Annotated in this window: 27 protein-coding genes; 13 read left to right on the forward strand and 14 right to left on the reverse strand. The window is 74.9% G+C overall.

Features of this window, described 5'->3' with window-relative positions; all coding sequences use genetic code 11:
- Nucleotides 1-72: 72 nt before the first annotated feature.
- On the reverse strand, nt 73-2,514 hold the full coding sequence (locus ACIBAI_RS11655) for an FtsX-like permease family protein (RefSeq protein WP_399033198.1): 2,442 nt from the start codon (nt 2,512-2,514) through the stop codon (nt 73-75).
- Nucleotides 2,508-3,245, reverse strand: a complete 738-nt coding sequence (locus ACIBAI_RS11660) for an ABC transporter ATP-binding protein (protein WP_399033200.1) — start codon at nt 3,243-3,245, stop codon at nt 2,508-2,510. The genes ACIBAI_RS11655 and ACIBAI_RS11660 overlap by 7 nt, the downstream gene beginning before the upstream one ends.
- Nucleotides 3,246-3,411: 166 nt before the next feature.
- Between ACIBAI_RS11660 and ACIBAI_RS11665 the strand changes: the two genes are divergently transcribed.
- Genes ACIBAI_RS11665 through ACIBAI_RS11675 form a run of 3 tightly spaced genes read left to right on the forward strand, consistent with a single transcriptional unit; the run spans nt 3,412 to nt 5,434 of the window.
- Nucleotides 3,412-4,674 (forward strand): sensor histidine kinase, encoded by a 1,263-nt coding sequence (locus ACIBAI_RS11665; RefSeq protein WP_399033202.1) that lies wholly within the window; start codon nt 3,412-3,414, stop codon nt 4,672-4,674.
- Nucleotides 4,653-5,306 (forward strand): response regulator transcription factor, encoded by a 654-nt coding sequence (locus tag ACIBAI_RS11670; RefSeq protein WP_344603251.1) that lies wholly within the window; start codon nt 4,653-4,655, stop codon nt 5,304-5,306. The genes ACIBAI_RS11665 and ACIBAI_RS11670 overlap by 22 nt, the downstream gene beginning before the upstream one ends.
- A complete protein-coding gene (locus tag ACIBAI_RS11675; protein ID WP_399033204.1) occupies nt 5,303-5,434 on the forward strand; it encodes a hypothetical protein in 132 nt (43 codons plus the stop codon). The genes ACIBAI_RS11670 and ACIBAI_RS11675 overlap by 4 nt, the downstream gene beginning before the upstream one ends.
- On the opposite strand, the gene ACIBAI_RS11680 is transcribed toward ACIBAI_RS11675, so the two are convergent.
- Nucleotides 5,416-5,892, reverse strand: a complete 477-nt coding sequence (locus tag ACIBAI_RS11680) for a GNAT family N-acetyltransferase (protein ID WP_399033206.1) — start codon at nt 5,890-5,892, stop codon at nt 5,416-5,418. The genes ACIBAI_RS11675 and ACIBAI_RS11680 overlap by 19 nt on opposite strands.
- A gap of 152 nt (nt 5,893-6,044) precedes the next feature.
- Here ACIBAI_RS11680 and ACIBAI_RS11685 point away from each other — a divergent pair, with 152 nt between their 5' ends.
- Entirely contained in the window at nt 6,045-6,848 is an 804-nt protein-coding gene (locus ACIBAI_RS11685; protein ID WP_399033208.1) for an exodeoxyribonuclease III, read from the forward strand.
- 76 nt (nt 6,849-6,924) lie between these two features.
- Here the strand turns inward: ACIBAI_RS11685 and ACIBAI_RS11690 are convergent, their stop codons facing one another.
- Nucleotides 6,925-7,335 (reverse strand): nuclear transport factor 2 family protein, encoded by a 411-nt coding sequence (locus ACIBAI_RS11690; protein WP_399033209.1) that lies wholly within the window; start codon nt 7,333-7,335, stop codon nt 6,925-6,927.
- 88 nt (nt 7,336-7,423) lie between these two features.
- On the opposite strand from ACIBAI_RS11690, the gene ACIBAI_RS11695 reads away from it, so the two are divergent.
- On the forward strand, nt 7,424-7,864 hold the full coding sequence (locus ACIBAI_RS11695) for a MarR family winged helix-turn-helix transcriptional regulator (protein WP_399033211.1): 441 nt from the start codon (nt 7,424-7,426) through the stop codon (nt 7,862-7,864).
- 65 nt (nt 7,865-7,929) lie between these two features.
- Here ACIBAI_RS11695 and ACIBAI_RS11700 read toward each other — a convergent pair whose 3' ends face one another.
- Complete coding sequence (locus tag ACIBAI_RS11700; RefSeq protein ID WP_399033213.1) at nt 7,930-8,574, reverse strand: MerR family transcriptional regulator; 645 nt, start codon at nt 8,572-8,574, stop codon at nt 7,930-7,932.
- Between the two features lie 138 nt (nt 8,575-8,712).
- Between ACIBAI_RS11700 and ACIBAI_RS11705 the strand changes: the two genes are divergently transcribed.
- From ACIBAI_RS11705 to ACIBAI_RS11720, 4 genes are all read left to right on the forward strand, one after another.
- Complete coding sequence (locus tag ACIBAI_RS11705; RefSeq protein ID WP_399033215.1) at nt 8,713-10,248, forward strand: flavin-containing monooxygenase; 1,536 nt, start codon at nt 8,713-8,715, stop codon at nt 10,246-10,248.
- Nucleotides 10,245-11,180 (forward strand): alpha/beta fold hydrolase, encoded by a 936-nt coding sequence (locus tag ACIBAI_RS11710; protein ID WP_399033217.1) that lies wholly within the window; start codon nt 10,245-10,247, stop codon nt 11,178-11,180. Before ACIBAI_RS11705 ends, ACIBAI_RS11710 begins: the two co-directional genes overlap by 4 nt.
- On the forward strand, nt 11,177-12,061 hold the full coding sequence (locus ACIBAI_RS11715) for an SDR family oxidoreductase (RefSeq protein ID WP_399033218.1): 885 nt from the start codon (nt 11,177-11,179) through the stop codon (nt 12,059-12,061). The genes ACIBAI_RS11710 and ACIBAI_RS11715 overlap by 4 nt, the downstream gene beginning before the upstream one ends.
- A 76-nt stretch (nt 12,062-12,137) precedes the next feature.
- A complete protein-coding gene (locus ACIBAI_RS11720; protein ID WP_399033219.1) occupies nt 12,138-12,341 on the forward strand; it encodes a hypothetical protein in 204 nt (67 codons plus the stop codon).
- A gap of 130 nt (nt 12,342-12,471) precedes the next feature.
- On the opposite strand, the gene ACIBAI_RS11725 is transcribed toward ACIBAI_RS11720, so the two are convergent.
- Nucleotides 12,472-15,951, reverse strand: a complete 3,480-nt coding sequence (locus tag ACIBAI_RS11725; protein ID WP_399033221.1) for a S41 family peptidase — start codon at nt 15,949-15,951, stop codon at nt 12,472-12,474.
- A 165-nt stretch (nt 15,952-16,116) separates the two neighbouring features.
- Between ACIBAI_RS11725 and ACIBAI_RS11730 the strand changes: the two genes are divergently transcribed.
- The 3 genes from ACIBAI_RS11730 (at nt 16,117) to ACIBAI_RS11740 (ending at nt 17,843) form a co-directional block, all read left to right on the forward strand.
- Entirely contained in the window at nt 16,117-16,731 is a 615-nt protein-coding gene (locus ACIBAI_RS11730; protein ID WP_399033223.1) for a TetR/AcrR family transcriptional regulator, read from the forward strand.
- Nucleotides 16,732-16,901: 170 nt separating this feature from the next.
- Nucleotides 16,902-17,426 carry a YbaK/EbsC family protein gene (locus ACIBAI_RS11735; protein WP_399033225.1) on the forward strand — a complete coding sequence of 175 codons (525 nt, stop codon included), beginning with the start codon at nt 16,902-16,904 and terminating at the stop codon, nt 17,424-17,426.
- Nucleotides 17,427-17,567: 141 nt separating this feature from the next.
- Nucleotides 17,568-17,843, forward strand: coding sequence for a DUF1876 domain-containing protein (locus tag ACIBAI_RS11740; RefSeq protein ID WP_399033227.1), 276 nt, complete (start codon nt 17,568-17,570; stop codon nt 17,841-17,843).
- Between the two features lie 24 nt (nt 17,844-17,867).
- Here ACIBAI_RS11740 and ACIBAI_RS11745 read toward each other — a convergent pair whose 3' ends face one another.
- The 6 genes from ACIBAI_RS11745 to ACIBAI_RS11770 all read right to left on the reverse strand — a co-directional run bounded on the left by ACIBAI_RS11745 (nt 17,868) and on the right by ACIBAI_RS11770 (nt 22,787).
- Nucleotides 17,868-19,037, reverse strand: a complete 1,170-nt coding sequence (locus ACIBAI_RS11745; RefSeq protein WP_399033229.1) for a serine hydrolase domain-containing protein — start codon at nt 19,035-19,037, stop codon at nt 17,868-17,870.
- Nucleotides 19,038-19,114: 77 nt separating this feature from the next.
- On the reverse strand, nt 19,115-19,561 hold the full coding sequence (locus ACIBAI_RS11750; protein ID WP_399033231.1) for an organic hydroperoxide resistance protein: 447 nt from the start codon (nt 19,559-19,561) through the stop codon (nt 19,115-19,117).
- A 107-nt stretch (nt 19,562-19,668) separates the two neighbouring features.
- Nucleotides 19,669-20,139 (reverse strand): MarR family winged helix-turn-helix transcriptional regulator, encoded by a 471-nt coding sequence (locus ACIBAI_RS11755; protein ID WP_399033233.1) that lies wholly within the window; start codon nt 20,137-20,139, stop codon nt 19,669-19,671.
- Nucleotides 20,136-20,894 carry an ABC transporter ATP-binding protein gene (locus ACIBAI_RS11760; RefSeq protein ID WP_344603213.1) on the reverse strand — a complete coding sequence of 253 codons (759 nt, stop codon included), beginning with the start codon at nt 20,892-20,894 and terminating at the stop codon, nt 20,136-20,138. The genes ACIBAI_RS11755 and ACIBAI_RS11760 overlap by 4 nt, the downstream gene beginning before the upstream one ends.
- Nucleotides 20,882-21,643 (reverse strand): cobalt ECF transporter T component CbiQ, encoded by a 762-nt coding sequence (gene cbiQ / locus ACIBAI_RS11765; protein WP_399033235.1) that lies wholly within the window; start codon nt 21,641-21,643, stop codon nt 20,882-20,884. The genes ACIBAI_RS11760 and cbiQ overlap by 13 nt, the downstream gene beginning before the upstream one ends.
- A 1-nt stretch (nt 21,644) precedes the next feature.
- The gene (locus ACIBAI_RS11770; RefSeq protein ID WP_399033237.1) at nt 21,645-22,787 is read right to left on the reverse strand and encodes an energy-coupling factor ABC transporter permease; all 1,143 of its coding nucleotides are present in this window, start codon (nt 22,785-22,787) and stop codon (nt 21,645-21,647) included.
- Between the two features lie 148 nt (nt 22,788-22,935).
- Here ACIBAI_RS11770 and ACIBAI_RS11775 point away from each other — a divergent pair, with 148 nt between their 5' ends.
- Nucleotides 22,936-23,286 (forward strand): SsgA family sporulation/cell division regulator, encoded by a 351-nt coding sequence (locus ACIBAI_RS11775; RefSeq protein ID WP_399033239.1) that lies wholly within the window; start codon nt 22,936-22,938, stop codon nt 23,284-23,286.
- An 8-nt stretch (nt 23,287-23,294) separates the two neighbouring features.
- On the opposite strand, the gene ACIBAI_RS11780 is transcribed toward ACIBAI_RS11775, so the two are convergent.
- Complete coding sequence (locus ACIBAI_RS11780) at nt 23,295-24,965, reverse strand: penicillin-binding transpeptidase domain-containing protein (protein ID WP_399033240.1); 1,671 nt, start codon at nt 24,963-24,965, stop codon at nt 23,295-23,297.
- A 97-nt stretch (nt 24,966-25,062) separates the two neighbouring features.
- Nucleotides 25,063-26,697: a penicillin-binding transpeptidase domain-containing protein gene (locus ACIBAI_RS11785; RefSeq protein ID WP_399033242.1), complete on the reverse strand. Its 1,635-nt coding sequence runs from the start codon at nt 26,695-26,697 to the stop codon at nt 25,063-25,065.
- Nucleotides 26,698-26,761: the final 64 nt, after the last annotated feature.

Genomic DNA, 26,761 nt, shown 5'->3' on the forward strand with positions numbered 1-26,761 from the left:
GAAGGGCCGCGACGTGCGGCGGCGCACGGCGACTGCGGTGCCGCCCCGCGGTGCTGAGTCCCCGTCAGCCGGTCACTCCCGTACCCCCGCCCCCGCCACCGCTCCCCGCCGCAGTGCGAGCGCCGCCGGGAGGACCGACGCGGCGACGGCGAGGACGGCGCAGGCCGCGGCCGCCGCGGCGAGCGCCGGCCAGGGGAACACGAGCACCACCGGGGCCGACAGCAGGGCCAGGGCGACGCCCATGCCGAGCAGGTTGAAGGCCGTGACCAGCAGGCCCAGCACGGTGCCGACGGCCACCACCGTCAGGGCCTCCGCGGCGACCAGGCGCAGCACCTGGGCGCCCGTGGCGCCCGCGAGCCGCAGGGCCGCCAGGTCGCGCAGACGCCCGGAGGCCGCCATCGCCAGGGTGCCGGCGACGCAGATGCCGGTGTAGAGCAGGGAGATGCCGAGGACCAGCAGCAGGCCCGCGCGGGTCGTGCCGTCGGCCCGGGGCGAAGTCGCCCGCAGCCACGCCTCCTTGGGGAGCACCCGTCCTTCCGCGGCCACCGCCTTCCGCAGCGCCGCCGCCACCGTGGCCGCCCGCGCGTCCCGCGCCACCTTCACGTCCACCCGGTCCACCACGGCGCCCGGCGCGTTCGCCGGGGTGACGTACACGCCGTTGTCACCGGTGCCGGCCGGCAGCACCGCGGCGATCCGCAGCGACCTGCGGGTGCCGTCGCCGAGCCAGACGGTCACGCGCTGCCCGACGGTGTGGTGCCGCCACTCCTCGCCGACGACGATCGAGTCGTCGTCGAGATCGGTGATCCGGCCGGCCGTCAGTGGCAGCCGCACGGTCCGGGCCAGCGCCCGCGGGTCGGCCGCGCGCGCCTCGGACCGGATCAGCGCCACGCCGTCCTCCAGGACGTGGACGGCGCTCGCCGCGGTGGCCGAGACCTCGGCGCCGGGCACCGCCCGCAGCCGCCGCACCGTCGCCGGGCCCAGGCCGCCGTCGGACGTCACCACCAAGTCGGCGGCGGTCCGCGCCCGGACCTCGGCCGCCCGCGCCCGGTCCAGGGTCGCCGTGGCCCCGAGCAGCGAACCCGTGAGCGCCACCATGACCAGCACGGGCGCCGTGACCGAGGCCGTACGGCGGACCGCGGCGGCGGCGCTCTCCCGCACCAGCGTCCCGCCCGCGCCGGGCAGCCGGGAGAGCGGCCACGCGAGCAGCCGGACCAGCGGACGCACCAGGACCGGCGCCAGCAGCGCCACCGCCGTGATCAGCAGCAGGGGACGGCTGACGTAGGTCTTGCGGTGCAGCAGGTCGGCCGGGTCGGTCCACAGCGTCACCGCCAGGGTCACGACGGCCGTGCCCAGTAGGGCCGCCCCGCACAGCAGGCGGCCCCGCGTCAGGGCGCCGCCGTCGGCCGCCGCCTCCCGCAGCGCCTCGACGGGGCCGGTCCGCCCGGCCCGCCAGGACGCGGCCGCCACCCCGCACAGGGCGACCAGCAGCCCCGTCCAGAACGCCAGGTGGTACGGCCAGACGGCGCCGCCGATGGTGAACCAGCCGGGCGCGAGGCCCTCGCCGACCACCCACGCGGCCAGGTGCGGGGCGGCGCAGCCGCCGAGCGCGCAGCCCGCCGCCGAGGCGAGCACGCCGATCAGCAGCGCCTGCGCGCACACCGTCCGGCGGATCTGCCCCGGCGTGGCGCCCGCCGTGCGCAGCAGCCCGAACTCCCGGCGCCCCTGGGCGACCGCGAAGGCGAAGGTGGACGCCACCACGAACACGGACACGAAACCGGCGACCCCGCCGGCCGTCCCGAACAGGGCGTTCAGCGCGGTCAGGGCCTCGCGGTCCCGGTCGGGGCGGGCGTCCGCGAGCCGTCGCGCGTCACCGGTGAGGACCCGGGCGCCGGAACCCACCGCGCGCCGCACCTTTGCCGGGTCCGCGGCCACGACCAGCCGGGTGCTCACCGGCGACAGAGCCGCCGCTCGGGCGTCGGTGTAGAAGACGGCCCGCTCGAAGCCGAGATCGCCCACCGTGCCCACCACCCGCACGGTGCCGTGACCGGTGCGCAGCCGCTGCCCGACCCGCGCCCACCCGCCGGTGGCCACCACCTCGTCGGCGGCCCCGGGCGCGCGGCCCGCGGTCAGTTCGTACCGGGCGAACGCCGCCGTCGACCACGGGTGCCCCACCAGGCCGCCGGGTCCGCCCGCGGCCCGTACGGGGAAGGAGCGGTCCTCGGTGACCGGGCCCAGCCGGCGCAGCGCGGCGACGGTGCGGGCCGGGACGGGCCGCGGGTGGGCCAGCTTCTGCGTCCGGACGCCGATCGGGGTCGGCACGCGCAGGGTGTCCTGCCCGGTCACCACCACCGGCGCCGCCGCGAACCGCTCCGGGCGGCGCTCGGGCGCGTCCAGGGAGGCGGCGAGGGCCAGGCCCATGACGGTGATCAGCGCGACGCCGAGCGCCAGCGCCACGAAGGACCCGGCGAAGGCGGTCCGGCGGGTGCGCAGGGTGTTCAGGGCGAGGCTCAGCACGGGAGAGCCTCCAGCGCCGTCGTCCGCGCCGCGATCTCACCGGCCGAGGCCCCCCGCAGCTCCCCGTGCACCCGCCCGTCGACCAGGAACACCACCCGGTCCGCGTACGACGCGGCCACCGGGTCGTGGGTGACCGTCACCACCGTCCGCCCCTCGGCGTCGACCATGCCCCGCAGCAGCTCCAGCACCTCGCGGCCGGTGCGCGCGTCGAGCGCGCCGGTCGGCTCGTCGCCGAACAGCACCTCGGGACGGGTGACCAGGGCGCGGGCCAGCGCGACCCGCTGCTGCTGGCCGCCCGACAGCTGCGCCGGCCGGTGCCCCGCCCGCTCCCCGAGGCCGACCCGGTGCAGCGCCTCCCGCACCCGCGCCCGCGGCGGGCGCCGGCCGGCCAGGCGCAGCGGCAGCGCCACGTTCTGCTCGGCGGTCAGCGACGGCAGCAGGTTGAACGCCTGGAACACGAACCCGACGCGCTCCCGGCGCAGCAGCGTCAGCCGCCGCTCGCCCAGCGTCGTCAGCTCCGTCTCCCCGAGCCGCACCGAGCCCGAGGTGGGCCGGTCCAGCCCGGCCGCGCACTGCAGCAGGGTGGACTTGCCGGAGCCGGAGGGGCCCATGACGGCGGTGAAGGTGCCCGCGGGGAAGTCGAGCGAGACGCCGTCGAGCGCGGTCACGGCGGTGCCGCCCGTCCCGTACCGCCTGCTCACCGCGCGCAGTTCGATCGCGTTGGATGTCATCTGCCCCACTGCCCCCATCGGTCGGTGTCGAGGGCTCCACCCCATCCCGGGACGGCCCTCCGGGTCAGTGCAGCAGGACCGAGACCCGGGGTAGGGCCGGGCATACCCCCCGGCCTCCCCCTGGACCGGTGGCCCCGGCCGCCGCCCGGCTCCTACGGTGATCCCCATGACGGTGTGGCGGGCGCTCGGCGGGCGCGGGTATCTGGGGTCGGCGTGGCCCTGGCGGGCGGTCGCGTTCCTCGGCAGCGGGGCGCTGTTCGGGGCGGTCGTGCTGGTGGTGGTCGCCGTCGGGGCCGTGACCGGGGGCGCGCTCGCCGTGGTCCTGCTCGGGCTGCCGCTGCTGGTGCTCACCGCGCTGGCCGGGATACCCGTGGCCGCCGTGGAGCGGCGGCGGCTGCGGCTGGCCGGGGTGGGGCCGGTGCCCGCCGGGCGGCACCGGATGCCGCACGGGCCGGGCCTGACGCCGTGGCTGACGACCCGGCTCGGGGAGCCGGCGACCTGGCGGGAGCTGGCGTACGCGGTCCTGCTCGCGCTGGTGCTGTGGCCGGTGGACGCGCTGGCCGTCGTCCTCGGCGCGGGGGTGCCGCTGTCCCTGGTCGCCGCGCCCGTGCTGGTCGGCGTCGACGGCGAGGCCAAGCCGGCCAAGCTGTGGACCGTGGACACCTGGCCCGGCGCCGTCGGGGCCGCCGCGCTCGGGCTCGTCCTGCTGGCGGCCGGCGCCTACGCCCTGGGGGCCGTGGCCGGGGCCCGGGCCGAGCTGGCGCGGCTGCTGCTGACCTCGAAGGAGAGCGAACTGGTGCGGTCCCGGGTGCGGCTGGTGGACGCCTTCGAGGCGGAGCGCCGCCGCATCGAACGCGACCTGCACGACGGCGCCCAGCAGCGCCTGGTCGCCCTCACCATGGCCCTGGGCCTCGCCCGCCTCGACGCCCCGCCCGGCCCCCTCGCCGACCAGCTCGCCGGGGCCCACCGGGAGGCCGAACAGGCCCTGGCGGAACTGCGCGAGCTCATCCACGGCATCCACCCCAAGGTCCTCGCCGACCACGGCCTCGAGGCCGCCGTCGCCGACGCCGCCGACCGCAGCCCCATCCCCGTCGACCTGAGCCTGGAGCTGCCCGGCCGGCTGCCCCGGGCCGTCGAGAGCGCGGCCTACTTCGTGGTCCGCGAGGCCCTCGCCAACATCGCCCGGCACAGCGGCGCGCGGCGCGCCGAGGTGAGCGGCGGCCACGACGGCGCACGGCTGGTCCTCGCGGTGCGCGACGACGGCCGCGGCGGCGCGGACCCGGCCGGCGGCAGCGGCCTGACCGGACTCGCCGACCGGGTGTCGGTGCTCGATGGCAGACTCTCCCTGTCCAGCCCGCCGGGCGGGCCGACCCTGCTGCGTGTGGAGATCCCTTGCCGGCCGACCCCATCGGAAGACCCCTGCGCATAGTCCTCGCCGAGGACAGCGTCCTGCTGCGCGAGGGCCTCGTCGGCCTGCTGGGCCGCTTCGGGCACGAGGTCGTCGCGGCGGTCGGCGACGCGGACGCGCTGCGCGCCGCGGTCGCCGGGCACGCGCCCGACGCGGTGGTGACGGACGTGCGGATGCCGCCCGGTTTCCAGGACGAGGGGCTGCAGGCGGCCGTGCGGCTGCGCGCGGAGCGGCCCGGGCTGCCGGTGCTGGTGCTCAGCCAGTACGTGCAGCGGGCCTACGCCGCCGAGCTGCTCGACTCCGGCGACGGCACGGGAGTCGGCTACCTGCTCAAGGACCGCGTCGGCCGGGTCGAGGAGTTCGCCGCCGCGCTCGCCGAGGTGGCCGCCGGCGGCACGGTCGTCGATCCCGAAGTGGTCCGGCAGCTGCTGCGCCGGCGCCGGGATCCGCTCGCGCGGCTCACCCCGCGCGAGCGGGAGGTGCTGGCGCTGGTCGCCGAGGGCCGGTCCAACAGCGCGATCGCGCGGGCGCTGGTGGTGTCCGAGGCGGCCGTCGGCAAGCACATCGGCAGCATCCTCGCCAAGCTGGACCTGCCGCCCGCGGACGACACCCACCGCCGGGTGCTGGCGGTCCTCGCCTTCCTGCGGGCGTGAGCCACGGCCTCGGCCACCGCCACGGCCTCGGCCACCGCCACGTCCTCGGCCACCGCCACGTCCTCGGCCACGCCTTCGGCACCGGCACCGGCTCCGGCTCCGGCTCCGGTCACAGCTCCTTCGCGTAGCACAGGCTGGACTCGTGGAAGCGGTAGTAGCCGAACTTCTCGCACGGCTCGTAGCCGCTGGAGAGGTACAGGGCGACGGCCTCCGGCTGCTTGGTGCCGGTCTCCAGGACCATGCGCAGGCGGCCGGCCGCGCGGGCGTCCTCCTCCAGGGCCGCCAGGATCCGGCGGGCCAGGCCCCGGCCGCGCATCTCCTCGACCACGAACATCCGCTTCAGCTCGGCGTCCCCGTCGCGGTTGCCCTCGCCGTTGGTGTCCTGGGCGCGCCAGCCGCCCGAGGCGACGGGCGTGCCGTCCTCGTCGTACGCGATCAGGTACAGGCCGTTCGGCGGCTCGAAGTCCCGCGGATCCATGGGCGTGGCGTCGCCCCCGTCGCCGTAGCGCAGGTCGTACTCGGCCTGGACCAGGTCGTTGAGCTTGACGGCGTCGGGGTGGTCGAAGGAGACCCGACGTATATCCATGCTGTGCACCGTATACCAATTCATCGTAAGGGGGATCCGGTCCCGGTCCAGAACCGGACTCGGTCCAGTGTGCAGGTAAGGTGCCGGGGTGCTCACCGCGACCTCCGCCGGCGCCTTCGGAGGGGGCCGGCGGTGACGGCGAGGAGAGTGTTGTGCTGACGGTGACCTCCGTGAACGTCAATGGGCTCCGGGCCGCCGCGAAGAAGGGCTTCGTGGAGTGGCTCGCGGGCACGGACGCCGACGTGCTGTGCCTGCAGGAGGTGCGGGCCGAGCCGCAGCAGCTGCCCGAGCAGGTCCGCACCCCCGACGGCTGGCACGTGGTGCACGCCCCGGCCGCCGCCAAGGGCCGCGCCGGCGTCTCCCTCTACACCCGCCGCGAGCCCGACCGCGTCCGGATCGGCTTCGGCTCGGCGGAGTTCGACACCAGCGGGCGGTACGTCGAGGCCGACCTGCCCGGCGTCACCGTCGCCTCCCTCTACCTGCCCTCCGGCGAGGTCGGCACCGAGCGGCAGGAGGAGAAGGTCCGCTTCATGGACGAGTTCCTCGTCCATCTGAAGGACCTGCGCGAACGCGCCGCCGCCGACGGCCGGGAGGTGCTGGTCTGCGGCGACTGGAACATCGCCCACCGGCAGGCCGACCTGAAGAACTGGCGCGGCAACACCAAGAACTCCGGCTTCCTGCCCGAGGAGCGGGAGTGGCTGGACCGCGTCTTCGACCCGGCGGACGGCGGATACGTCGACGTCGTGCGGGCGCTGCACCCGGACGCCGAGGGCCCGTACACGTGGTGGTCCTACCGGGGGCGGGCCTTCGACAACGACGCGGGGTGGCGGATCGACCTGGCCGTGGCGACGCCCGGCCTCGCGTCCAGGGCGGTCAAGGGGTTCGTGGAGCGAGCGGCCGGTCATGCGGAGCGATGGTCCGACCACGCTCCCGTGACCGTCGTCTTCGAGAGCTGACGCGCGGCGCGCCGCCGCGCGCGCCGCGTCCCGTCGCGGCGCGGGCGGCGGCGGACCGGCGGCCGTACCGCCCCCGTCACTTCTCCTGCGTCCAGGCGAGCGTGATCCGCGTGTCGCTGAAGCGCCAGCCCGCCGGGGTCCGCACCGCGGTGCAGGCCACCCGCAGGCCGCTCGTCCGGTGGGGCGGTTCGCCGTCGCGGTGGAAGTGCACGAGCTGGTTCGCCGTGGCCTTCGCGCGGTCGCCGTCCACCTGTACCAGCACGTCGCCGTGCATGTGCTGGGTGTGCTCCCCCTCGACCCGGCTCCGCTTCAGGTGGGCGGTCACCTCCTGCAGGCCGCGCAGCTCGCCGCGCGGTGAATGCGCCACGACGTCGTCGGTGTAGACGGTGTGGGCGTCGTCGTGGCGTTGTTCGTCCAGCAGGTTGGCGAGGCGGGCGAACAGGTCGGCGATCTCGATGCGGTCGGCGGTCCGGGTGTCGGTGGTCACGACGCCTCCTCTGGCGACGACTCCAATGTTGGTGCCGCCAACACTAGTGCAGAGTGTGGGTCCCGCCAACACTGTTACGGTGGTCGCCATGGACGAGATCCCGGAGCGCCTGGCCACGAAGCCGAGCTGGCTGATCACCCAACTGGCCGTGCACGTCCGCCGGCTGGTGTCCGACGGTTTCACCGCCGCGGACGCGCGCGGGTACCACTACCGCATCCTGGCCGCCCTGCGGGAGTTCGGGCCCGCGAGCCAGGCGGAGCTCGGCCGCCGGTGCCGCATCGACCGCAGCGACGTCGTGGCGGCCGTCGGCGAACTGGTCGAGCGGGGCTTCGTCGACCGGGCGCCGGACCCGGGCCACGGGCGGCGCAACAGGGTGACCCTCACCGCGGGCGGCACCCGGCAGTTGCGGCGCATGGACCGAGTGCTCGACCAGGTGCAGGACGACCTGCTGGAGCCGCTGTCGGCCGAGGAGCGGGAAACCCTGACGCGCCTGCTCGGCCGGGTTCTCGCCCGGCACGAACCGCGGTGACCGCCTGCTCGCCCGCTCGGCCCCGGCCCGCGGGACGGGCGTGATCCGCCGGACGGGCGCGGTTCCTACGCCTGCTTCCGCAGCCGCCGGTCCAGCGCCAGGGACAGTTCCGCCTCCACCACGCTCCTGGCGAGCGGGCGCAGGCGGTGCAGGGCCTCCTCGGGGGCGTGACGGAGGATCAGGTCGGTGAAGAGCTCCGCGAGGGCGTCGGCGTGTTCGCGGACGCGCTTGCCGGCGGCCAGGACCTCCGCGAGCGGGATGCCCTCGCGGACCAGGGCCGAGGAGCCGTCCAGCAGGCGGCGGCTGATGTGGACGATCTCGTCGCCGTCGGTGCCGAGGTAGCCGAGTTCCAGGGCGGCGGCGAGGTTCTCCGGGGTGACCTCGCCCTCGAAGCGGGCGGCGAGTTCCTCGGGGGTGAGGCGGACCGGGGTCTCCTCGGTGGGCTCGCCGAGGCCCAGCAGGTCGCCTACGTCGCGGCCGTGGTCGAAGGCGTCGGCCAGCTCCGCGATGCCGCTGAGGGTGTGGCCGCGTTCCAGCAGCGCCGCGATGGTGCGCAGGCGGGCCAGGTGGTGGTCGTCGTACCAGGCGATGCGGCCCTCGCGGCGCGGCGGCGGGAGCAGCTTGCGCTCGCGGTAGAAGCGCAGGGTGCGCACTGTGATGCCGGCCAGGCGGGCCAGTTCTTCCATGCGGTACTCACGCTTCTCGGCCACCTGGGCACCTTAAGTCGTACCGCCGGTAACTTTCCTGGCGCCGACCCCTACCGGTCGGTATGCCCGGTCCTCTACTCTCCCCATTGCGCCAGTGTTCACTGGCGCGGTTCTTCCTGGGCGACGCGTGGAGGCGTAGGCATGGCCGAACACGAACAGGTACGCGAACACGAGCACGTACGGGTCGCGGTGGTCGGGTCCGGGTTCGGCGGACTGGGGGCCGCCGTGCGGCTCAGGCGCGAGGGGGTCACCGACTTCGTCGTGCTGGAGCGGGCGGACAGCGTCGGCGGCACCTGGCGGGACAACAGCTATCCCGGGTGCGCCTGTGACGTCCCGTCCCATCTGTACTCCTTCTCCTTCGCGCCCAACCCCGACTGGCCGCGCGCCTTCTCCGGGCAGCGGCACATCCGCGCCTACCTGGAGCGCGTGACGGACCTGTTCGGGCTGCGGCCGCACATCCGCTTCAACTCGGAGGTGAAGCGGATGACCTGGAACGGCGAGCTGCTGCGCTGGGACATCGAGACCAGCCGGGGCACCCTGTCGGCCGACCTCGTGGTGTCCGCCACCGGACCGCTGTCCGAACCCAGGATCCCGGACGTCCCGGGCCTGGACTCCTTCCCCGGCAAGGTGTTCCACTCCGCCCGCTGGGACCACGACTACGACCTGCGCGGCAAGCGGGTCGCCGTGGTCGGCACCGGCGCGTCCGCCGTCCAGATCGTGCCGGCCATCCAGCCCGAGGTGGGCCGGCTCACCCTCTTCCAGCGCACGCCGCCGTGGGTGATGCCGCGCGTCGACCGGGCCATCGGCGGCGCCGAGCGGTGGCTGTACCGGCGGCTGCCCGTCACCGCCCGGGTGCGCCGCGGACTGCTGTGGGGCATCCGCGAGTTGCAGGTGCAGGCCTTCACCAGGCACCCCGAGGAGCTGGGCTTCGTCGAGCGGCTGGCCCGGCGCAACCTGGCCCGCGCCGTCAAGGACCCGGCGCTGCGCGCCAAGCTCACCCCCGGCTACCGCATCGGCTGCAAGCGGATCCTGCTGTCCAACACCTACTATCCGGCGCTCGCGCAGCCGAACGTCGACGTCGTCGCCGGCGGCCTCGCCGAGGTGCGCGGCTCCACCCTCGTCGGCGCCGACGGCAGCGAGGCCGAGGCCGACGCGATCGTCTTCGGCACCGGCTTCCACGTCACCGACATGCCCATCGCCGAACGGGTCGTGGGCGCGGACGGGCGGACGCTCGCCGAGGCCTGGAAGGACGGCATGGAGGCCCTGCGCGGCGCCTCGGCGGCCGGCTTCCCCAACTGGCTGTCGATCATCGGGCCCAACACCGGACTGGGGAACTCGTCGATGATCCTGATGATCGAGTCCCAGCTGAACTACCTGGCCGACTTCCTGCGCCGGCTCGACGCCCTCGGGGGCCGGGCCGCCCTCGACGCCCGCCCCGCCGCCGTCCGGGCGTGGAACCGCAGGGTGCAGGAGCGCATGAAGCGCACGGTGTGGAACACCGGCGGCTGCACCAGCTGGTACCTGGACGCGAACGGCCGCAACACCACCATCTGGCCCGGCACCACGAGCGAGTTCCGGCGGGCGACCCGGCGGGTGGACCCGGCGGAGTACGAGGTGCTGCGCGCCCCGGCCCGCGGGAACGCCTCCCCCCGGAAGGCCGCGGAGGTGGGCGCGTGAGCCGCCGCCACCACGTGACCTCCGGCCCCTACGCCCCGCCCGTCCCCGCCCGCGAGCTCACCGTCCGCTCCGCCGACGGCGCCCGCCTCCACGTCGAGGTGCACGGCCCCGACGGCGCCCCCGCGGTCGTCCTCGCCCACGGCTGGACCTGCTCCACCGCCTTCTGGGCGGCGCAGGTGCGCGACCTCGCCGCCGACCACCGGGTCGTCGCCTACGACCAGCGCGGCCACGGACGCAGCCCGGCGAGCCCGGCGTGCAGCACCGACGCGCTCGCCGACGACCTGGAGGCCGTGCTGGGGGCCGCCCTCGCCCCGGGCGAGCGGGCCGTGGTCGCCGGGCACTCCATGGGCGGCATGACGGTGCTGGCCGCCGTCGGCCGCCCCGCCTTCCAGGAGCACGCGGCGGCCGTCCTGCTGTGCAGCACGGGCAGTTCGCAGCTGGTCGCCGCCTCGACCGTCCTGCCCCTGCGGGCCGGGCCGGTGCGGACCTGGCTGACCCGGCGGATCCTCGGCTCCCGGGCGCCGCTCGGCCCGGTCACGCCGCTCGCCCGCCGCATCCTCAAGTACGGGACGATGGGCCCCGGTTCGGCCCCGCACATGGTGGAGGCGTGCGCCCGGATCGTGCACGGCTGCCCCCGTACGGTGCGCCACGCCTGGTCGCAGGTGCTCGACCTGCTCGACCTCGACCACGCCGTACGGGAGCTGACGGTGCCCGCGGAGGTGCTCGTCGGCGCCGCCGACCGGCTGACCCCGCCCGCGCAGGCCCGCGCGCTGGCCGCCGCGCTGCCCCGCTGCGCCGGGCTCACCGAGCTGCCCGGCATCGGCCACATGACGCCGGTGGAGGCGCCCGAGCTGGTCACCGCGCGGATACGCGCCCTCGTCAGCGGCCACGTCCGCGTCAGCAGCCACGTCGATGTCAAGGAGGACGCATGAGCCGGGTGAGCCTGGAAGGGCGGGTCGCCGTCGTCACCGGAGCCGCGCGGGGCGTGGGGGAGCTGCTGGCCCGCAAGCTGTCCGCGCGCGGGGTGAGGGTGGCGCTGGTCGGGCTGGAACCGGACGCGCTCAAGCAGGTCTCGGCGCGGCTGCACAGCGACAGCGACCACTGGTACGCCGACGTCACCGACCACGCGGCGATGGCCCGGGTCGCCGGCGAGGTGAAGGAGCGGTTCGGCCGGGTCGACATCGTCGTCGCCAACGCGGGCGTCGCCACCGGCGGGCCCTTCGTCGACTCCGATCCCGAGGCCTGGCGGCGGGTGATCGAGGTCAACCTGATCGGCTCGGCGGTCACCGCCCGCGCCTTCCTGCCGCTGCTGCTGGACAGCCGGGGCTACCTGCTGCAGATCGCCTCCCTCGCCGCGATCACCCCGGCGCCGATGATGAGCGCCTACTGCGCCTCCAAGTCCGGTGTGGAGGCGTACGCGCACAGCCTGCGCGCCGAGGTCGGCCACCGGGGCGTGAAGGTCGGCGTGGGCTATCTGTCGTGGACCGACACGGACATGGTGCGCGGCGCCGACCAGGACGACGTGATGCGGGAGCTGCGGCAGCGGCTGCCGTGGCCGGCGAACAGGACCTATCCGCTGGGCCCGGCGGTCGACCGGCTGGTGGAGGGCATCGAGCGGCGCGCCGGCCATGTGTACGGGCAGTGGTGGCTGCGCGGGATGCAGGGGGTGCGCGGGTGCCTGCCCGCCGTCGTCGAGGCCGTCGGCCAGCGCGAGATGCGGCGGTTCGCGGACCGGCTGACGGGCATGCGCCTGGGCCTGGTCGGGGCCGGCGGGGCGGCCGACGAACAGCACCGCACTACGCACGGTGACTGATCGACATGCGCAGGGTCACCGTGCGTGTGAATCTGGTCGGGCCAGACCCCCTCACCCCCGCAGGGAGTGAACCCACATGGGTATGAAGGACCAGTTCCAGGAGAAGTCCGAGCAGCTGCAGCAGCAGGCCAGGCAGAAGGCGGAGCAGGCCAAGGAGCAGCTCCAGGACCGCGGCCGCCGGCGCGACGAGGACCCCGAGCGCACCGGGCGCACCGAGCGCGCGCGCCGGGAGGAGCGCCGGGAGGAAGAGGACCGCTTCGCCCAGGACTACGACGTCTGACGCCGCGTCCGAGCGGGCCCTGAACGAACCCGGCCGGCCCTGAACGAGAAGGGGCACCCCGAGGAGGGGTGCCCCTTCTCGCGTCGTACCCCGGGTCCTTCCCGGCGCCGCCGGCCGCTCGGACCGCCCGTCACCTGGGCGGCAGCTTCGGCCGTGACCGGTTTGGCACCTCGCGGCAGTCCGGCGGCGTGGCCGGCGGGTTGGACTCCAGCAGGCCGAGGGCCACCCCGACCGCGTCGGCCAGCTGGGCCTGCCGGCCCTCGGCCCAGTCCAGCGGGGTGCGCAGCACTTCCAGGTCGGGGTCCACGCCCCGGTTCTCCACGGACCAGCCGTAGGCGTCGAACCAGGCCGCGTTCATCGGCACCGTGATCACCGTGCCGTCGCCCAGCCGGTGGCGGCCGGTCATGCCGACCACCCCGCCCCAGGTGCGCTGGCCGACCACCGGACCCAGCTTCAGCAGCTTGAACGCGGCCGTGATCATGTCGCCGTCGGAGGACGTGGCCTCGTCGGCGAGGGCGACCACCGGTCCCCGCGGCGCGTTCGACGTGTACGACACCGGCTGGGCGTCGCGTGTCAGGTCCCAGCCCAGGATGGTGCGCGTCAGCTTCTCGATGACGAGTTCGCTGATGTGGCCGCCCGCGTTGCCGCGCACGTCCACGATCAGCGCGGGCCGGGACACCTCCATGCGCAGGTCGCGGTTGAACTGGGCCCAGCCGGAGCCGCCCATGTCGGGGATGTGCAGGTAGCCGCACCGGCCGCCGCTCAGCTCCCGCACCACCGTGCGGCGTTTGGCCACCCAGTCCTGGTAGCGCAGCGGCCGCTCGTCGATCAGCGGGACGACGGCGACCCGCCGGGGCGGAGCTTCGCCCGAGGCCTCGCCGGGGGGTTCCGAAAGGCCTTCCCCGGAGGGGTGGGGGTGGGCGACGGGCGGGTCGGAGGGGCCCGGAGGGCCTTCCTCGGAGGGGTGGGGGTGGGCGGCGGGCGGGTCGGAGGGGCCCGGAGGGCCTTCCTCGGAGGGGTGGGGGTGGGCGGCGGGCGGGTCGGAGGGGCCCGGAGGGCCTTCCTCGGAAGGGTGGGGGTGGGCGACGGGCGGGCGGAAGGTGAGTTCCACCGTCGTACCCCCGGAGCCCGCCAGCAGTGGGTACGGCCCCGCGACCGGGTCCACCGGGCGGCCGTCCACGTGGCTGAGGACCGCGCCCTCGCGGATGCCCGTGCCGGCCAGGGGGGAGCGGGCCTTGGAGTCGGAGGAGTCGCCGGGCAGGATCCGCTTGACGACCCAGCCCTCCTCCCGGCGCGCGAAGTTGGCGCCCAGCAGGCCCTGCCGGCGCTGGTAGGGGGCCGGGCCCTCGTTGCGGCGGGCGGGCACGACGTACGCGTGCGAGGTGCCCAGCTCGCCCAGCACCTCGCGCAGCAGGTCCGCGAACTCGTCGGGGGAGGCGACCCGTTCGACCAGCGGCCGGTACTGGGCCAGCACCGCGTCCCAGTCGATGCCGCACATGCCGGGTTCCCAGAAGTAGGCGCGGATCAGCCGCCCGGCCTCCGCGTACGCCTGCCGCCACTCGGCGGCCGGGTCGACCTGGTGCAGGATGCGGCGCAGGTCGATCCAGGTGACGGAGTCGCTGTCGCCGGGTTCGGTGGCGGGCACCGCGCGCAGCTCGCCCTCGTCGAGCACCACCAGCCGGGTGCCGTCGCCGCTGACCGCGAACCAGTCGAGGTGGCCGACCAGTTCGGTCTTCCTCGCCTTGGCGAGGTTGAAGTGTTCCAGGGTCGGCCGCTCGCTCGGGTCGTCCGGGTTGGCGAACGTCTCGCCCAGCGCGCCGGAGATCGGCCAGCGCAGCCAGACCAGTCCGCCGCCCGCGACCGGGTGCAGCGCGGAGTACTTGGAGGCGACGACCGGGAACGGCGTCACCCGGTTCGCCAGTCCCTCCACCTCGACGGTCACCGTGCCCTCGGCGGCCTCTCCCTCGTCCACCGGGTCGAGTCCGCCGGCGGCGGGGCGGCCCTCCGGGTTCAGCGCGAAGGGCGAGGGGGTCGCCGACGACAGCGGCACGAGGTAGGGCCGGCAGCCCAGGGGGAAGGACAGGTCGCCGGTGTGCACGTCGTACACCGGGTCGAAGCCGCGCCAGGACAGGAAGGCGAGGTAGCGGCCGTCGCGGGTGAAGACCGGGTTCTCGTCCTCGAACCGGCCGTTGGTCACGTCGACCACGGTTCCGGCCCCCTCCGCCGTGCCGGCGATGCGGGCCATCTTGATCTGCCGCAGCGACCGTCCGATGCCCGGGTGCGACCACGTCAGCCAGGTGCCGTCCGGGGAGAAGGCGAGGTCGCGCACCGGCCCGTTGACCGACCGGATCAGTTCGGTGACCTCGCCGGCCGCCGCGCCGGGCTCCTCGGGCACGCCGGTCAGCAGCAGCCGTCCGTCGTGGGAGGCGATCGCCAGCCGTTCGCCCCGCGGGTCCGACACCAGTTCCAGCACCCGTCCCAGCCGGCCGGCGGCCAGCCGCCGCGGCGCCCGGTCGCCGGTGGCCCGCGGCAGGTACGCGATCTCGATCGCGTCCTCGCCCTCCGCGTCGGTCACGTACGCCACCTGCCCGCTCTCCCCGAGCATCTCCGGCAGCCGCACCCGCACCCCCGGCGTGTCGGTGAGGGTGCGCGCCGGCCCGTCCCGGTGGGTGAGCCAGTACAGGCTGCCGCGTACGACGACGGCGCTGGCCCGCCCGGTGTCGTCCACGGAGATCCCGCCCACGTGCTGCGCGGCCGGCACCTGATACGTGCGCCGCCCCGCGCGCGGCCCGTCCAGCCGTACGTCGAGCCGGCGCGGCACGGACTTCGGCCCGAAGTCGTCGACGAGCCACAGGTCGCCCGCGCACTGGTACACCACCCGGGTGCCGTCGCCGGCGGCGTGCCGGGCGTAGAAGGCGTCGTGGTCGGTGTGGCGGCGCAGGTCGGAGCCGTCGTAGGCGCACGAGTACAGGTTGCCGACGCCCTCGTGGTCGGAGAGGAACGCGATCCGGCCGCCGACGAACAGGGGGGAGTGCAGGTGGCCGTCGAGGTCGGCGAGCAGCCGCTGCCCGTGCAGCCAGAGCCGGCCCGTGGCGCCGCCCCGGTAGCGCTTCCAGGCGGCCGGCTCGTGCGGCGGGGTGCCGGTCAGCAGCAGGGTCCTGCGCTCGCCGCCGAGGTCGGCGACCTGGATGTCGCCGACCGGGCCCCAGGGCAGCCTGCGGCCGGGGCCGCCGTCGGTGGAGACCTTGTAGGCCCAGGTGAAGTACGAGAAGGGTTCGCCGTGGGAGGCGACGGCGAGGATGTCGCTGTGCCCGTCCCGGTCGGGGGGCGTCCAGCCGCACACCCGCGTGTCGGCGCTGCCCCAGTGGCTCAGCTGCCGCCCCGGGCCGCCGTCCGCCGCCACCAGATGGACCTCCGGCACGAGGGTGCGCCAGCTGGTGTACGCGATGTGGCGGCCGTCGGGGGAGAAGCGCGGGTGGCCGATCTTGGTGCGGTCGACGGTGAGCCGCCAGGCGCGGTCCCGGCCGTCGAGGGGGGCGAGCCACAGGTCGTCCTCGGCCACGAAGCACACGCGGTCGCCGTTGAGGTGCGGAAGGCGCAAATAACTCACTTTCCCATGTTTCGCCCGGGGATGGACCGGGGCAACTCGTGCGGAAACGCCGGATGGCCGGGCGGAGCAACCCATGGACACGTACGAAACTGTTTCGTTTCGATACGGGGTGCGCTACATTCGTCACATGACCGGGACGTCCCAGGAGCGGGAAAGGTGCCAGGCATGACCGAGGTCGCGACACCGCGCCGCAGCCGCCTCACGCCCGAACGCGAGGCGGAGCTCTACGCGGCCGTGCTCGACCTGCTCCGCGAGGTCGGCTACGACTCCCTGACCATGGACGCCGTCGCCGCCCGCACCCGGTCCAGCAAGGCCACGCTCTACCGCCAGTGGGGCGGCAAGGCCGAACTGGTCGTGAAGGCCGTCCGGCACGGCAAGCCCGGCAGGACCGGCGACATCGACACCGGGAGCCTGCGGGGCGACCTGCACGCCCTGATGACGCTGGAGGACGACCGCACCATCGAGCAGAACTCCGCGCTGATGCGGGGCCTCGCCATGGCGCTGCACCGCCATCCGGATCTGCGCGAGGCGTTCCGGGACCAGCTGATCGAACCGGAGCTCGCCGGGTTCCGGCGCGTGATCCGGCGTGCCGTCGACCGCGGCGAGGTCCGCCCGGACTGCCCGGCGCTGGACTTCCTGCCGCACATGATGATCGGCGGGTTCGCCACCCGGGCCCTGCTCGACGACCTGCCGCCGACCCGGGCCTTCCTCGCCTCGTACATCGACGCCGTGGTCCTCCCCGCCCTCGGCGTCCGCACCGACGGGCACGTCACCGACTGACGCGTCCCCGGCCAGCCCCCACCCGACGTCGCCTCCCCCGTCGCCTCGAAGGCACGGGCGGTGCCCCCGTCGTCCGGCGTCCGCCGCGCGCTGTCCGGGCCGCCGTGGCGGTGGTACGGGCACCGGATAACGCGTCGCACGGCGCCCGCGTCCCCACTACCGTGCCGTCCATGACGACGACCGACGAGACCGCCGCCCACCGCGGCGAAGCTTCCGCAGCCCACCCCCGATTCGCCTGGGCCCTGCGTGAACTGGGGCTCGACCACCTGAACGCCGATATCCGCCGCTTCCCCGAGGCCACCCGCACCGCCGCCGAGGCGGCCGCCGCGATCGGGTGCGAGCTGGGGCAGATCTGCAAGTCGCTGGTCTTCGCGGCGGACGGGGTCCCCGTCCTGGTCCTCATGGACGGCGCGTCCCGCGTGGACGTGGAACGGGTCCGGCAGGAACTGGGCGCCGACAGCGTCACGCGGGCGAAGGCCGACGTCGTACGGGAGACGACCGGGTACGCCATCGGCGGTGTGCCGCCCTTCGGGCACCGGACGAGGACGAAGGTGCTCGCGGACCGGGGGCTGCTCGACCACGACGTCGTCTGGGCCGCCGCCGGCACCCCCCACACCGTGTTCCCCATGGAGCCCAAGGCGCTGATCGCCCACGCCGGCGGCACTCTCGTGGACGTGCGCGAGCACACGCGCTGACCTCGCCGGTCACCGCCGCGGCGGTGACCGGCGCCGCCCGGAGCGCCCGCGCGCCGGGCGGGGTCCGCCGCGTCCGCGGAGGGCGTGCGCCCGCCCCGCGCGAGGCGCACCCTGGAACTAGGTGTTCCGGAGGTGACCGTCATGATGCACACCGCAGTGGGATGGCATGTCGAGCTGGAGTTCGAGGAGGACGACCAGCACACGCGGGCGGCGGCGCTCGTGCGTCTGCCCGACGGGAGCGAGGTACGGGCCCGCGGGCACGCGACCCGGCACCGCACCGACTCCAATCAGCCCAGGATCGGGGAGGAGATCGCCGGGGCCCGGGCGCTCAACGAACTCGCCATGCAGCTGCTGACCAAGGCGCACGACGAGATCGACCAGGCGTCGGGGCGGATCTCGCACCCCATCCACGTCTAGGGCGCGCCCGACGCGCCCGGCGCGTCAGGCGGCGGCTTCCCCGAGAGCCGTCCGCACCGCCCGCACCAGCGCCTGCGCCCTCGGATCCGCCGTCACCGTCCCGCGGAAGCCGTTGGTCACGTAGCCGAAGGCGATGCCCGTCTCCGGGTCGGCGAAACCGAGGGCGCCGCCGCGTCCCGGGTGGCCGAAGGAGCCCGGGGCGAGGAAGGGGGAGGCGCTGCCGTGCAGCATGTAGCCGAGGCCGAAGCGGGTGGGGACGACGAGGACGCGGTCCGGGCCCGCCGACTCCTCGGTCCGGGCCGACTCCACCGTGCCCGGCTCGAACAGCCGCACCCCGTCCACCTCCCCGATCAGCGCCGCGTAGAAGCGGGCCAGGCCGTCCGCCGTGGCGATGCCGTTCGTGGCGGGCAGGGCCGCCCCGCGGTACGCCGGGTCGTTCTGGTCGGGGAACGGGGTGATCGCGGCGAACGCCCGGCGGGTCAGGGACACGGGGTCCTCGTAGGCCGCGGTGACCGCGCGCTTGGGGCGCAGGCGGGGACCCGAGGCGGGCTCCGGCGCCTCGACGCGGCCGACCCGGCCCACCCGGTGCGCCTGGGCGTCCGGCAGGCCGATCCAGAGGTCCAGGCCCAGCGGGGCGGCGATCTGCGCGGCGAGCCACTCGCCGGTGCCGCGTCCCGTCACGCGCCGCACCAGTTCGTCGAGCATCCAGCCGTACGTCAGCGCGTGGTAGCCGTGGTCGGCGCCCGGCTCCCAGGCGGGGGCCTGGGCGGCGACCGCCTCGGGGCCGCGCAGGGGGTCGAGGGCGTCCTCGGGCGTGAGCGGGCGGTCGAGGACCGGCAGGCCGGCCCGGTGGTTCAGGACGTGCCGGACCAGGACCCGGTCCTTGCCGTGCGCCTTGAACTCGGGCCAGTAGTGCCCGACCGGCGCGTCCAGGTCGAGTTCCCCGCGCTGGTGCAGCAGCAGCGGGACGGCGGCGGCGACGCCCTTCGTCGCCGAGCGGACGACCTGGGCCGTGCCCCGCTCCCAGGGATCGGCGCCGTCGACGTCCCGGGTCCCGCCCCACAGGTCCACGACCCGGCGCCCGTCCCGGTAGACGGCCACCGCCGCGCCCCGCTCCCCGAGCGCCGCGAAGTTCCGGACGAACGCGTCCCTCACCGGCTCGAAGCCCTCGGCCACTGTGCCGCGCACGTCCACGTCCGTCTTCCTTCCCTCCGGATCGCCTGCGACTGCGGGAGCAACGCCCCTGCCCAGCCTGCGATTCCCCGGTTCCGCTACCCGAGCAGGATCGTTACGTCGATGTTGCCGCGCGTCGCGTTGGAGTACGGGCAGACCTCGTGGGCCTCGTCCACCAGCTTCGCCGCGAGGTCGGGGTCCAGGACGGGGAGGGAGACGCTGAGGGCGACGGCGAGGCCGTAGCCGCGCTGCCGGTTGGGGCCGATGCCGACCTTCGCGGCGACCGTGGAACCGCTCAGGTCGTAGCCCGCGCGGTTGCCGACCATGATCAGCGCGTTGTGGAAGCAGGAGCTGTAACCGGCCGCGAACAGCTGCTCCGGGTTGGTGCCGGCGCCGTCGCCGCCCAGCTCCGGCGGCATCGCCACCTTCAGGTCCAGCCGGCCGTCCTGGCTGGTCACGTAGCCGTCCCGGCCGCCGTGCGCGGTGGCCTCGGCCACGTACACGATCTTCGTCGGACGGGTGTCGACGGCGGTGCCGTCTGTCATGGCCGGCCTCCCCCGGGAAAAGGTGCGCGCAAGTTCATCGCGCACAAGGTACTGGCTGGTAGACCGGCGGGTGCTACCGGGGGGTAGTAATGGCGGGCGGCCCGGGTTCAGCGCGCGGGGCCGGCTCCCGCCGCCTTCTCCGCCAGCCGCCACAGCTCCTCGCGCAACCGCGCGAGTTCCGGCTCCGCCAGCCCGGTCGCCGCCAACAGGGCGCCGGGCACGCGCGCCGCGCGCCTCCGCAGCCGCTCCCCGCGCTCGGTGCACGCCACCAGGACCGAGCGCTCGTCGTGCGCCGCGCGCTCCCGGCGCACCAGCCCCGTGCTCTCCAGCCGCTTCAGCAGCGGCGACACCGTGCCGTAGTCGAGCCGCAGCGCGGCCGCCAGCTCCTTGACCGTCGTCTCGCCGCGCTCCCAGAGGACCAGCAGGACGAGGTACTGCGGATAGGTCAGGCCCAGCTCGTCGAGGACCGGGCGGTACGCGGCCGTCACCGCGCGCTGGGCCGCGTACAGGGCGAAGCACAGCTGCTCGTCGAGCAGCGGCGCCCCGGCGGCCCCGTCGCCGTCGTCCTGATCCCTCACGCGCCCATTGTCACGGACCGCGGGTCGAAGCCGAAGGGCAGCTCCAGGCGGTGGGCGCGCATCAGCTCCTCGTCGGCGAGCAGGCCGGCGGTCGGGCCGTCCGCCGCGATCACGCCCTCGCTCAGGATCAGGGAGCGCGGGCACAGCTCCAGGGCGTAGGGCAGGTCGTGGGTGACCATCAGCACGGTCACGTCCAGCGCGCGCAGGATGTCGGCCAGCTCGCGGCGGGAGGCCGGGTCGAGGTTGGAGGAGGGCTCGTCCAGCACGAGGATCTCCGGCTCCATCGCCAGGACGGTCGCCACGGCGACCCGGCGGCGCTGCCCGAAGGAGAGGTGGTGCGGCGGGCGGTCCTTGAACGCGCGCATGCCGACCAGGTCCAGCGCCCGGTCCACGCACGCCTCCAGTTCCGGCCCCCGCAGTCCGGCCGCCGCCGGGCCGAACGCCACGTCCTCCCGGACGGTCGGCATGAAGAGCTGGTCGTCCGGGTCCTGGAAGACGATGCCGACCCGGCGCCGGATCTCGGCCATGTGCTGTGTGTCCACGGGCAGCCCGGCCACCCGCACCGTGCCCGTCCCGCCGGTCAGGATGCCGTTGAGGTGAAGCACGAGGGTCGTCTTGCCGGCGCCGTTCGGGCCGAGCAGCGCGACCCGCTCGCCGCGCCCGATGGTGAAGTCCACGCCGAACAGCGCCTGGTGTCCGTCGGGGTAGGCGAAGGCCAGACCGGCCACTTCCAGTGAAGGTGTCACAGGGTCCATCCCAGCAGACAGACGACGAGCGCCGCGAACGGGAGGGCGAGGGCGTACGACCACTGCGCCCGGGACGCGGTCACCTCGTCGATCACCGGCATGGCACCGGCGTACCCGCGGCTGACCATGGCCAGGTGCACCCGCTCGCCGCGCTCGTAGGAGCGGATGAACAGGGCGCCCGCCGACTTCGCCAGCACGCCCCAGTGCCGCACGCCCCGCGCCTCGAAGCCGCGCGACTCCCGCGCGATCCGCATGCGCCGCATCTCGTCGGTGATCACGTCGCCGTAGCGGATCATGAAGGAGGCGATCTGCACCAGCAGCGGGGGCAGCCTCAGCCGCTGCAGCCCCAGCAGCAGCTCCCGCAGTTCGGTGGTGGAGGCCAGCAGGACCGAGGCGGCGACGCCCAGGGTGCCCTTGGCCAGCACGTTCCAGGCGCCCCACAGGCCGCCGACGCTCAGCGACATCCCGAGCACCTCGGTCCGCTCGCCCTCCGCCACGAACGGCATCAGCACGGCGAAGGCGACGAACGGGACCTCGATCAGCAGCCGCTTGAGCAGGAAGCCGGCCGGGACGCGGGCGGCGGCCGCGACGCAGGCGAGCAGGACGGCGTACAGGCCGAACGCCCACATCGCCTCCCGCGGCGTCGACACCACGACCACCACGAAGCCGAACGCGGCGGCGAGCTTGGTGTGCGGCGGCAGGGCGTGCACGGGGGAGTGCCCGTGCCGGTAGAGCCGGTGGGCATGGCCCGCGCCCATGTCAGACGCTTCCCGCGTTCGGCTTCCGCCCGGCCGGGGCGTCCGCGACCGGGGCGTCCGCGGCGGGGGTCCCCGCGGCCGGGTTCCCCGCGGCGGGGGTCTCCACGGCCGCGGGGGAGGTGTCGGCGCCGCGCCGCCTGCGCACCGCCCAGAAGACCGCGCTGCCCGCGACGACCGTGACGCCGACGCCGATCACGCCCGCGAGACCGCCGGACAGGCGGGCGTTGTCGACGTCCTCGACGCCGTAGTCGGCGAGCGGGGAGCCGGCGGCGGCGTGCTCCTCGGTCTTCTCGTCGATGCCCTGGTCGGCGGCGACCTTCTCCAGCCCGTCGGGGCTGGCCGAGGCGTAGAAGCTGACGAAGCCGGCGAGGACCAGGGAGGTGACCAGACCGGCCGCCCAGACCTTCCGGTGCGCGGCGCGGGCGGCGGGCGCCGGGGCCGGCCCGGCGGCGGGCGCGTCGACGAGCTCGCCGCCCACCCGCAGCTTCAGCCGCTGCCGCAGGCCGCGCGCCCCGTGCACCAGGTCGGGGCGTACGGCGATGACGGCGCCCACGGTCAGCGCGGTGATCGCGGCCTCGCCGACGCCGATCAGGACGTGCACGCCGATCATGGCGGTGGCGACCTTGCCGATCGGGACGTCGGCGGTGCCGCCGATCCAGTACAGCAGCGTGAACGCCAGCGCCGCGGCGGGCACGGAGACCAGCGCGGCGGTGAAGGCGGCGGCGGTGACGGACCGGCGGGTGCGCGGCAGCACCTTCACCAGCCCGCGGAAGACGGGGTAGGCCACGGCGGTGCCGACGATCGCCATGTCCGTGATGTTCACGCCGAGCGCGGTCAGGCCGCCGTCGGCGAAGAGGACGCCCTGCATCAGCAGCACGACGGATATGCACAGCACGCCGGTGAAGGGCCCGACGAGTATCGCGGCGAGGGCGCCGCCGAGCAGGTGCCCGCTGGTTCCGGCCGCGACCGGGAAGTTCAGCATCTGCACCGCGAAGACGAACGCCGCCACCAGGCCGGCCAGCGGCGCCGTCCGCTCGTCGAGCTCCCGGCGCGCTCCGCGCAGGCTCACGGCGATGGCGCCCGCGGCGACGACTCCGGTCACGGCGGAGGTCGGGGCGTCGATGAATCCGTCAGGTACGTGCACCGTTCGATGGTACGAGACTGTTGCAAAGGGATCGCAAGAGCGAACGGGCTGTTCTTTCCGGGAGGCGCGTCACCGGAAATATGGGACATTGGAGATAAAGCGGATGAAAAGTCTCCGCTTGAGTCGCTCAGCTTGAGAGGGCTGTCCGATGCCTGTAGTCGAGCAGTACGCGCGGGCGTACATCGTCACCGACGACCCCCGGGACGACCGCGGCGCCATACCCGTCCTGCTGCGCTACGACCCCGAGGCCGACCCGCGGTCGGTGCGGATCGGCCTGCCCGGTGCGCACGAGTGGACCTGCTCGCGAGCGCTGCTGGAGCAGGGGCTGAGCAGCCCGGCCGGACGCGGTGACGTACGGGTGTGGCCGTGCGGGCGCGTCCAGGCCATCGTCGAGTTCCACTCCCCGCAGGGCGTCTCGGTGGTGCAGTTCGAGACGAAGGCGCTGCTGCGCTTTCTGCGGCGGACCTACCTGGCCGCCGCCGAACCCGTGACCCGCTGACCCGCCGGTCAGCCCCCCTGCTTCAGCAGCGCCGCCACGATCGGGCCCGCCGTGTCGCCGCCGTGGCCGGCCGCCTGGACCACGCCCGCCGCCGCCAGATCGCCCCGGTACGCGGTGAACCAGCCGTTGGGCTTCTTCTGGCCGTCGACCTCGGCGGAGCCGGTCTTCGCGCCGGTGTCACCGCTCACCCCGCTCATCGCCTCGGCCGCCGTGCCGTACCTCGCCGTGTAGGCCATCAGCTCGCGCAGCTGCGACAGCGTGGACGCGGACAGGGTGCGCGAGGCCGTCGCCAGCCGGCGGTCGTCGACCGACGGGGAGACCAGGTACGGCTGGCGGAAGACGCCCGCCTTGACCGTCGCCGACACCGACGCCATGTTCAGCGGGTTCATCCGCACCCCGCCCTGCCCGATGAGGGAGGCGGCCATCGACGCCTGCGACTGCACCGGCACCGAGCCGTCGAAGGACGGCACGCCGATCGCCCAGTCGTCCCGGCCCAGGCCGAAGACCTGCTGGGCCTGCTTGGTCAGGTCGTCGTTCTTCAGCTTCGGCGCCTGGCTGATGAAGGCGGTGTTGCAGGAGCGGGCGAAGCTCGCCTTGAACGTGCCGCCCTTGATCTGGAACTTGTCGTCGTTCTGGAACTTCCAGCCGCCGTAGGTGAAGTACTTCGGGCACGGGTGCGCCTTGTCCGCCGCGGCCAGGCCCTTCTCGATCAGCAGCGACGAGGTGATGACCTTCATCGTGGAGCCGGGCGCGAGGGCGCCCTGGAAGGCGGTGTTGAAGCCGCGCGAGGAGTTGGCCACGGCCAGGATCTCGCCGGTCGACGGGCGCAGCGCCACCACCGACGCGCGGGCCCTCCTCGCGACCTGCTGCTCGGCCGCCGCCTGCAGCTTCGGGCTGAGCGTGGTCTTCACCGTGCCCGGCGTGCCCTCGCTCAGCTCCAGCAGGGTCTTGTCGGAGAGCTCGTCCGCCTTGGACTGCTTGCCCCGCACCACGCGCAGCTCGACGCCCGCCGTGCCGCCGGCCGTCTTGCCGTACTTCTCCCGCAGCCCGTCCAGCACCGGGCCGAGCGAGGGGTACTTCGCCGTGGTCAGCTCGCTGCCGTCCCGGTCGAGCGCCTTGACCGGCGGCGTCCCGGCCTCGCCGGTGACCAGCCGGTCGCCGTCCCTGAGATCGGGGTGGACGACGGAGGGCCGCCAGTCGACCCGCGGCTCGCCGTCCCCCGCCCGCCGGACGACGGTCAGCGCGCCGGTGTACGTCAGCGGCTTGCCGACGCCCCGGTACGACACCGTGCCCCGGACGGTGAACGGGACCTTCGCGCCGCTGCGGGCGCCGGCGGTGAGCGTGACGTCCTCGATGCGGGCGTCCTTGCGGTAGCCGGCCAGCAGGGCCTCGGCGGCCTCGGCGTCGTCGGTCGCGGCCGCCGCCTCGGCCACCTCGCCGCGCTGCCAGGCGGTGAGGAACCGTTCGGCGGCGGTGGTGACCTCGGCCGCCGACAGCGGCCCGGTCTTCACCTCCGCCTCGTGGCCGGCGGACGCCGCCCGCGCGCCGTCCCCGGTGGCCGACCCGCCGTACAGCGAGTAGACCCCGAACCCGGCGCCGCCGACGACCACGGCGATCAGCCCACCGAGCACGGCGGGCCCCGTCTTCCGTCGCTCGGCGACGCGTCTTCTCTTGCCCACTGCTGTTCCGATCCTCCGCGAATCCCCGGGGTCCCCGTTGCCCTCACGCTTCCCAACGACGGCATACACCCTAGAGTCCCGTGCTGTGCGGGTGAGGTCAGCCACCCGCTCGGAGCACGGCCGCGACGATCGGACCGGCCGCGTCCCCGCCGTGGCCGCCCTCCTCGGTCATGGCCGCCGCCGCGACGTCGCCCCGGAACCCGGTGAACCAGCTGTTCGACCTGGCGTTGCCGTCGACCTCCGCGGAGCCGGTCTTGGCGCCGATGTCCCCGCCGAGCCCGGCCATCGCCTCGGCGGCGGTGCCCCGGGTGGCGGTGAGCCGCATCATCTGCTTCAGCTGGGCGGCGGTGCCCGCCGGCAGGCCCTTGGCGGTGGCCAGCTGCCGGTCGTCGAGGTCGGGCGAGACCAGGTAGGGCTGGCGGAACGCGCCGGTGATCGCGGTCGCCGTCACCGAGGCCATGTTCAGCGGGTTCATCTGGACCTGACCCTGGCCGATGGCGCCGGCGGCGCGGTCCGGGCCGGCGACGGCGGGGACGCTGCCGTCGAAGGAGACGATGCCGGTCTTCCAGTCGTCCCGGCCGAGGCCGAACCGCTCCTGGGCCTCGGCGGTCAGCGAGGCGTCCGTGAGCGGCTCCTCGTCGACGAGCTTGATGAAGGCGGTGTTGCAGGAGCGCAGGAAGCTGTCGGCGAGGGTGGCGTTCTCGTCGGGCGCCATGCCCGTGAGGTTCTTGAAGGTCTGCCCCTGCCACACCGCGCTGTCCGGGCAGGGCGCCGGGCCGTTCATCGAGGTCACGCCGTTGTCGATGAGCATCGCCGCGGTGATGATCTTCATGGTGGAGCCGGGGGCGGCCCGGCCCTCGAAGGCCGCGTTGAAGCCGTCCGCCCGGTGGTTGGCCACCGCCAGCACCTCACCGGTGCTCGGCTTGACGGCCACCACGGACGACTGGGCGTACCGCTTGACCGCCTGCTCGGCCGCCGCCTGCACGCCCGCGCTGATCGTCGTCTCCAGCCTGCCCGGCGTGCCCTCGGCGAGCGTCAGCAGCGGGGTGTCGGCCGTGGCCCCGTCGGCGTGCCGGACCACCAGCTCGACGCCGGGCGTGCCGCCGGCCTCGCCCCCGTACTTGGCGCGCAGGGCGTCCAGCACCGGGCCGAGCGAGGGGTACTCCTCCTTCGTCAGCACGGTCCCGTCGCGGTCCACGGCCTCGATCGGCGGGTTCGCGGACTCGGCGGTGACGAGGGTGTCGCCCTCGCCCAGCTCGGGGTGGACGACGGACGGCTGCCAGTCGACCAGCGCGCGCCCGGTGGTGAGCCCGCGCACGACGGTGAGGCTGCCGGAGTACTCGAGGTCCTCGGAGCTCCCCTCGTACGCCACCGTCGCCCGCACGGTGAACGGCACGGTGGTCCCGCGCGCCGCGCCGGGCGTGATCCGCACGTCCTCGATGCGCGCGTCCGTGCGGAAGGCCGCCAGCAGCGGCTCGGCCTCCCCGGCGTTGTTCGTGTACGCCGCCGCCTGCGCCGCCCGCCCCTGCTCCCAGGCCGCGAGGAACTTCGCCGTCGTCTCCTTCACCTCGGCGCCGCTCGGCGGCCCCGTCTCCATCGGCGCCGGCCCGTCCGCGCCGGACGCCCCGCCCCCGTCCAGCGCGTTCACGATGTTGTAGCCGCCGTATCCGGCCCCGCCCACCAGCACGGCGAACACCGAGCCGACTATGGCGGCCTTGACTCCCTTGCGCATCCGCGCGGTCCCCTCCCCGTGACGCCCGGCCGGGCCGTTTCTGAACGTGTTCAAGGCACGCTCG

Source organism: Streptomyces sp. NPDC051041, from assembly GCF_044456065.1.
GTDB lineage: Bacteria > Actinomycetota > Actinomycetes > Streptomycetales > Streptomycetaceae > Streptomyces > Streptomyces glaucus.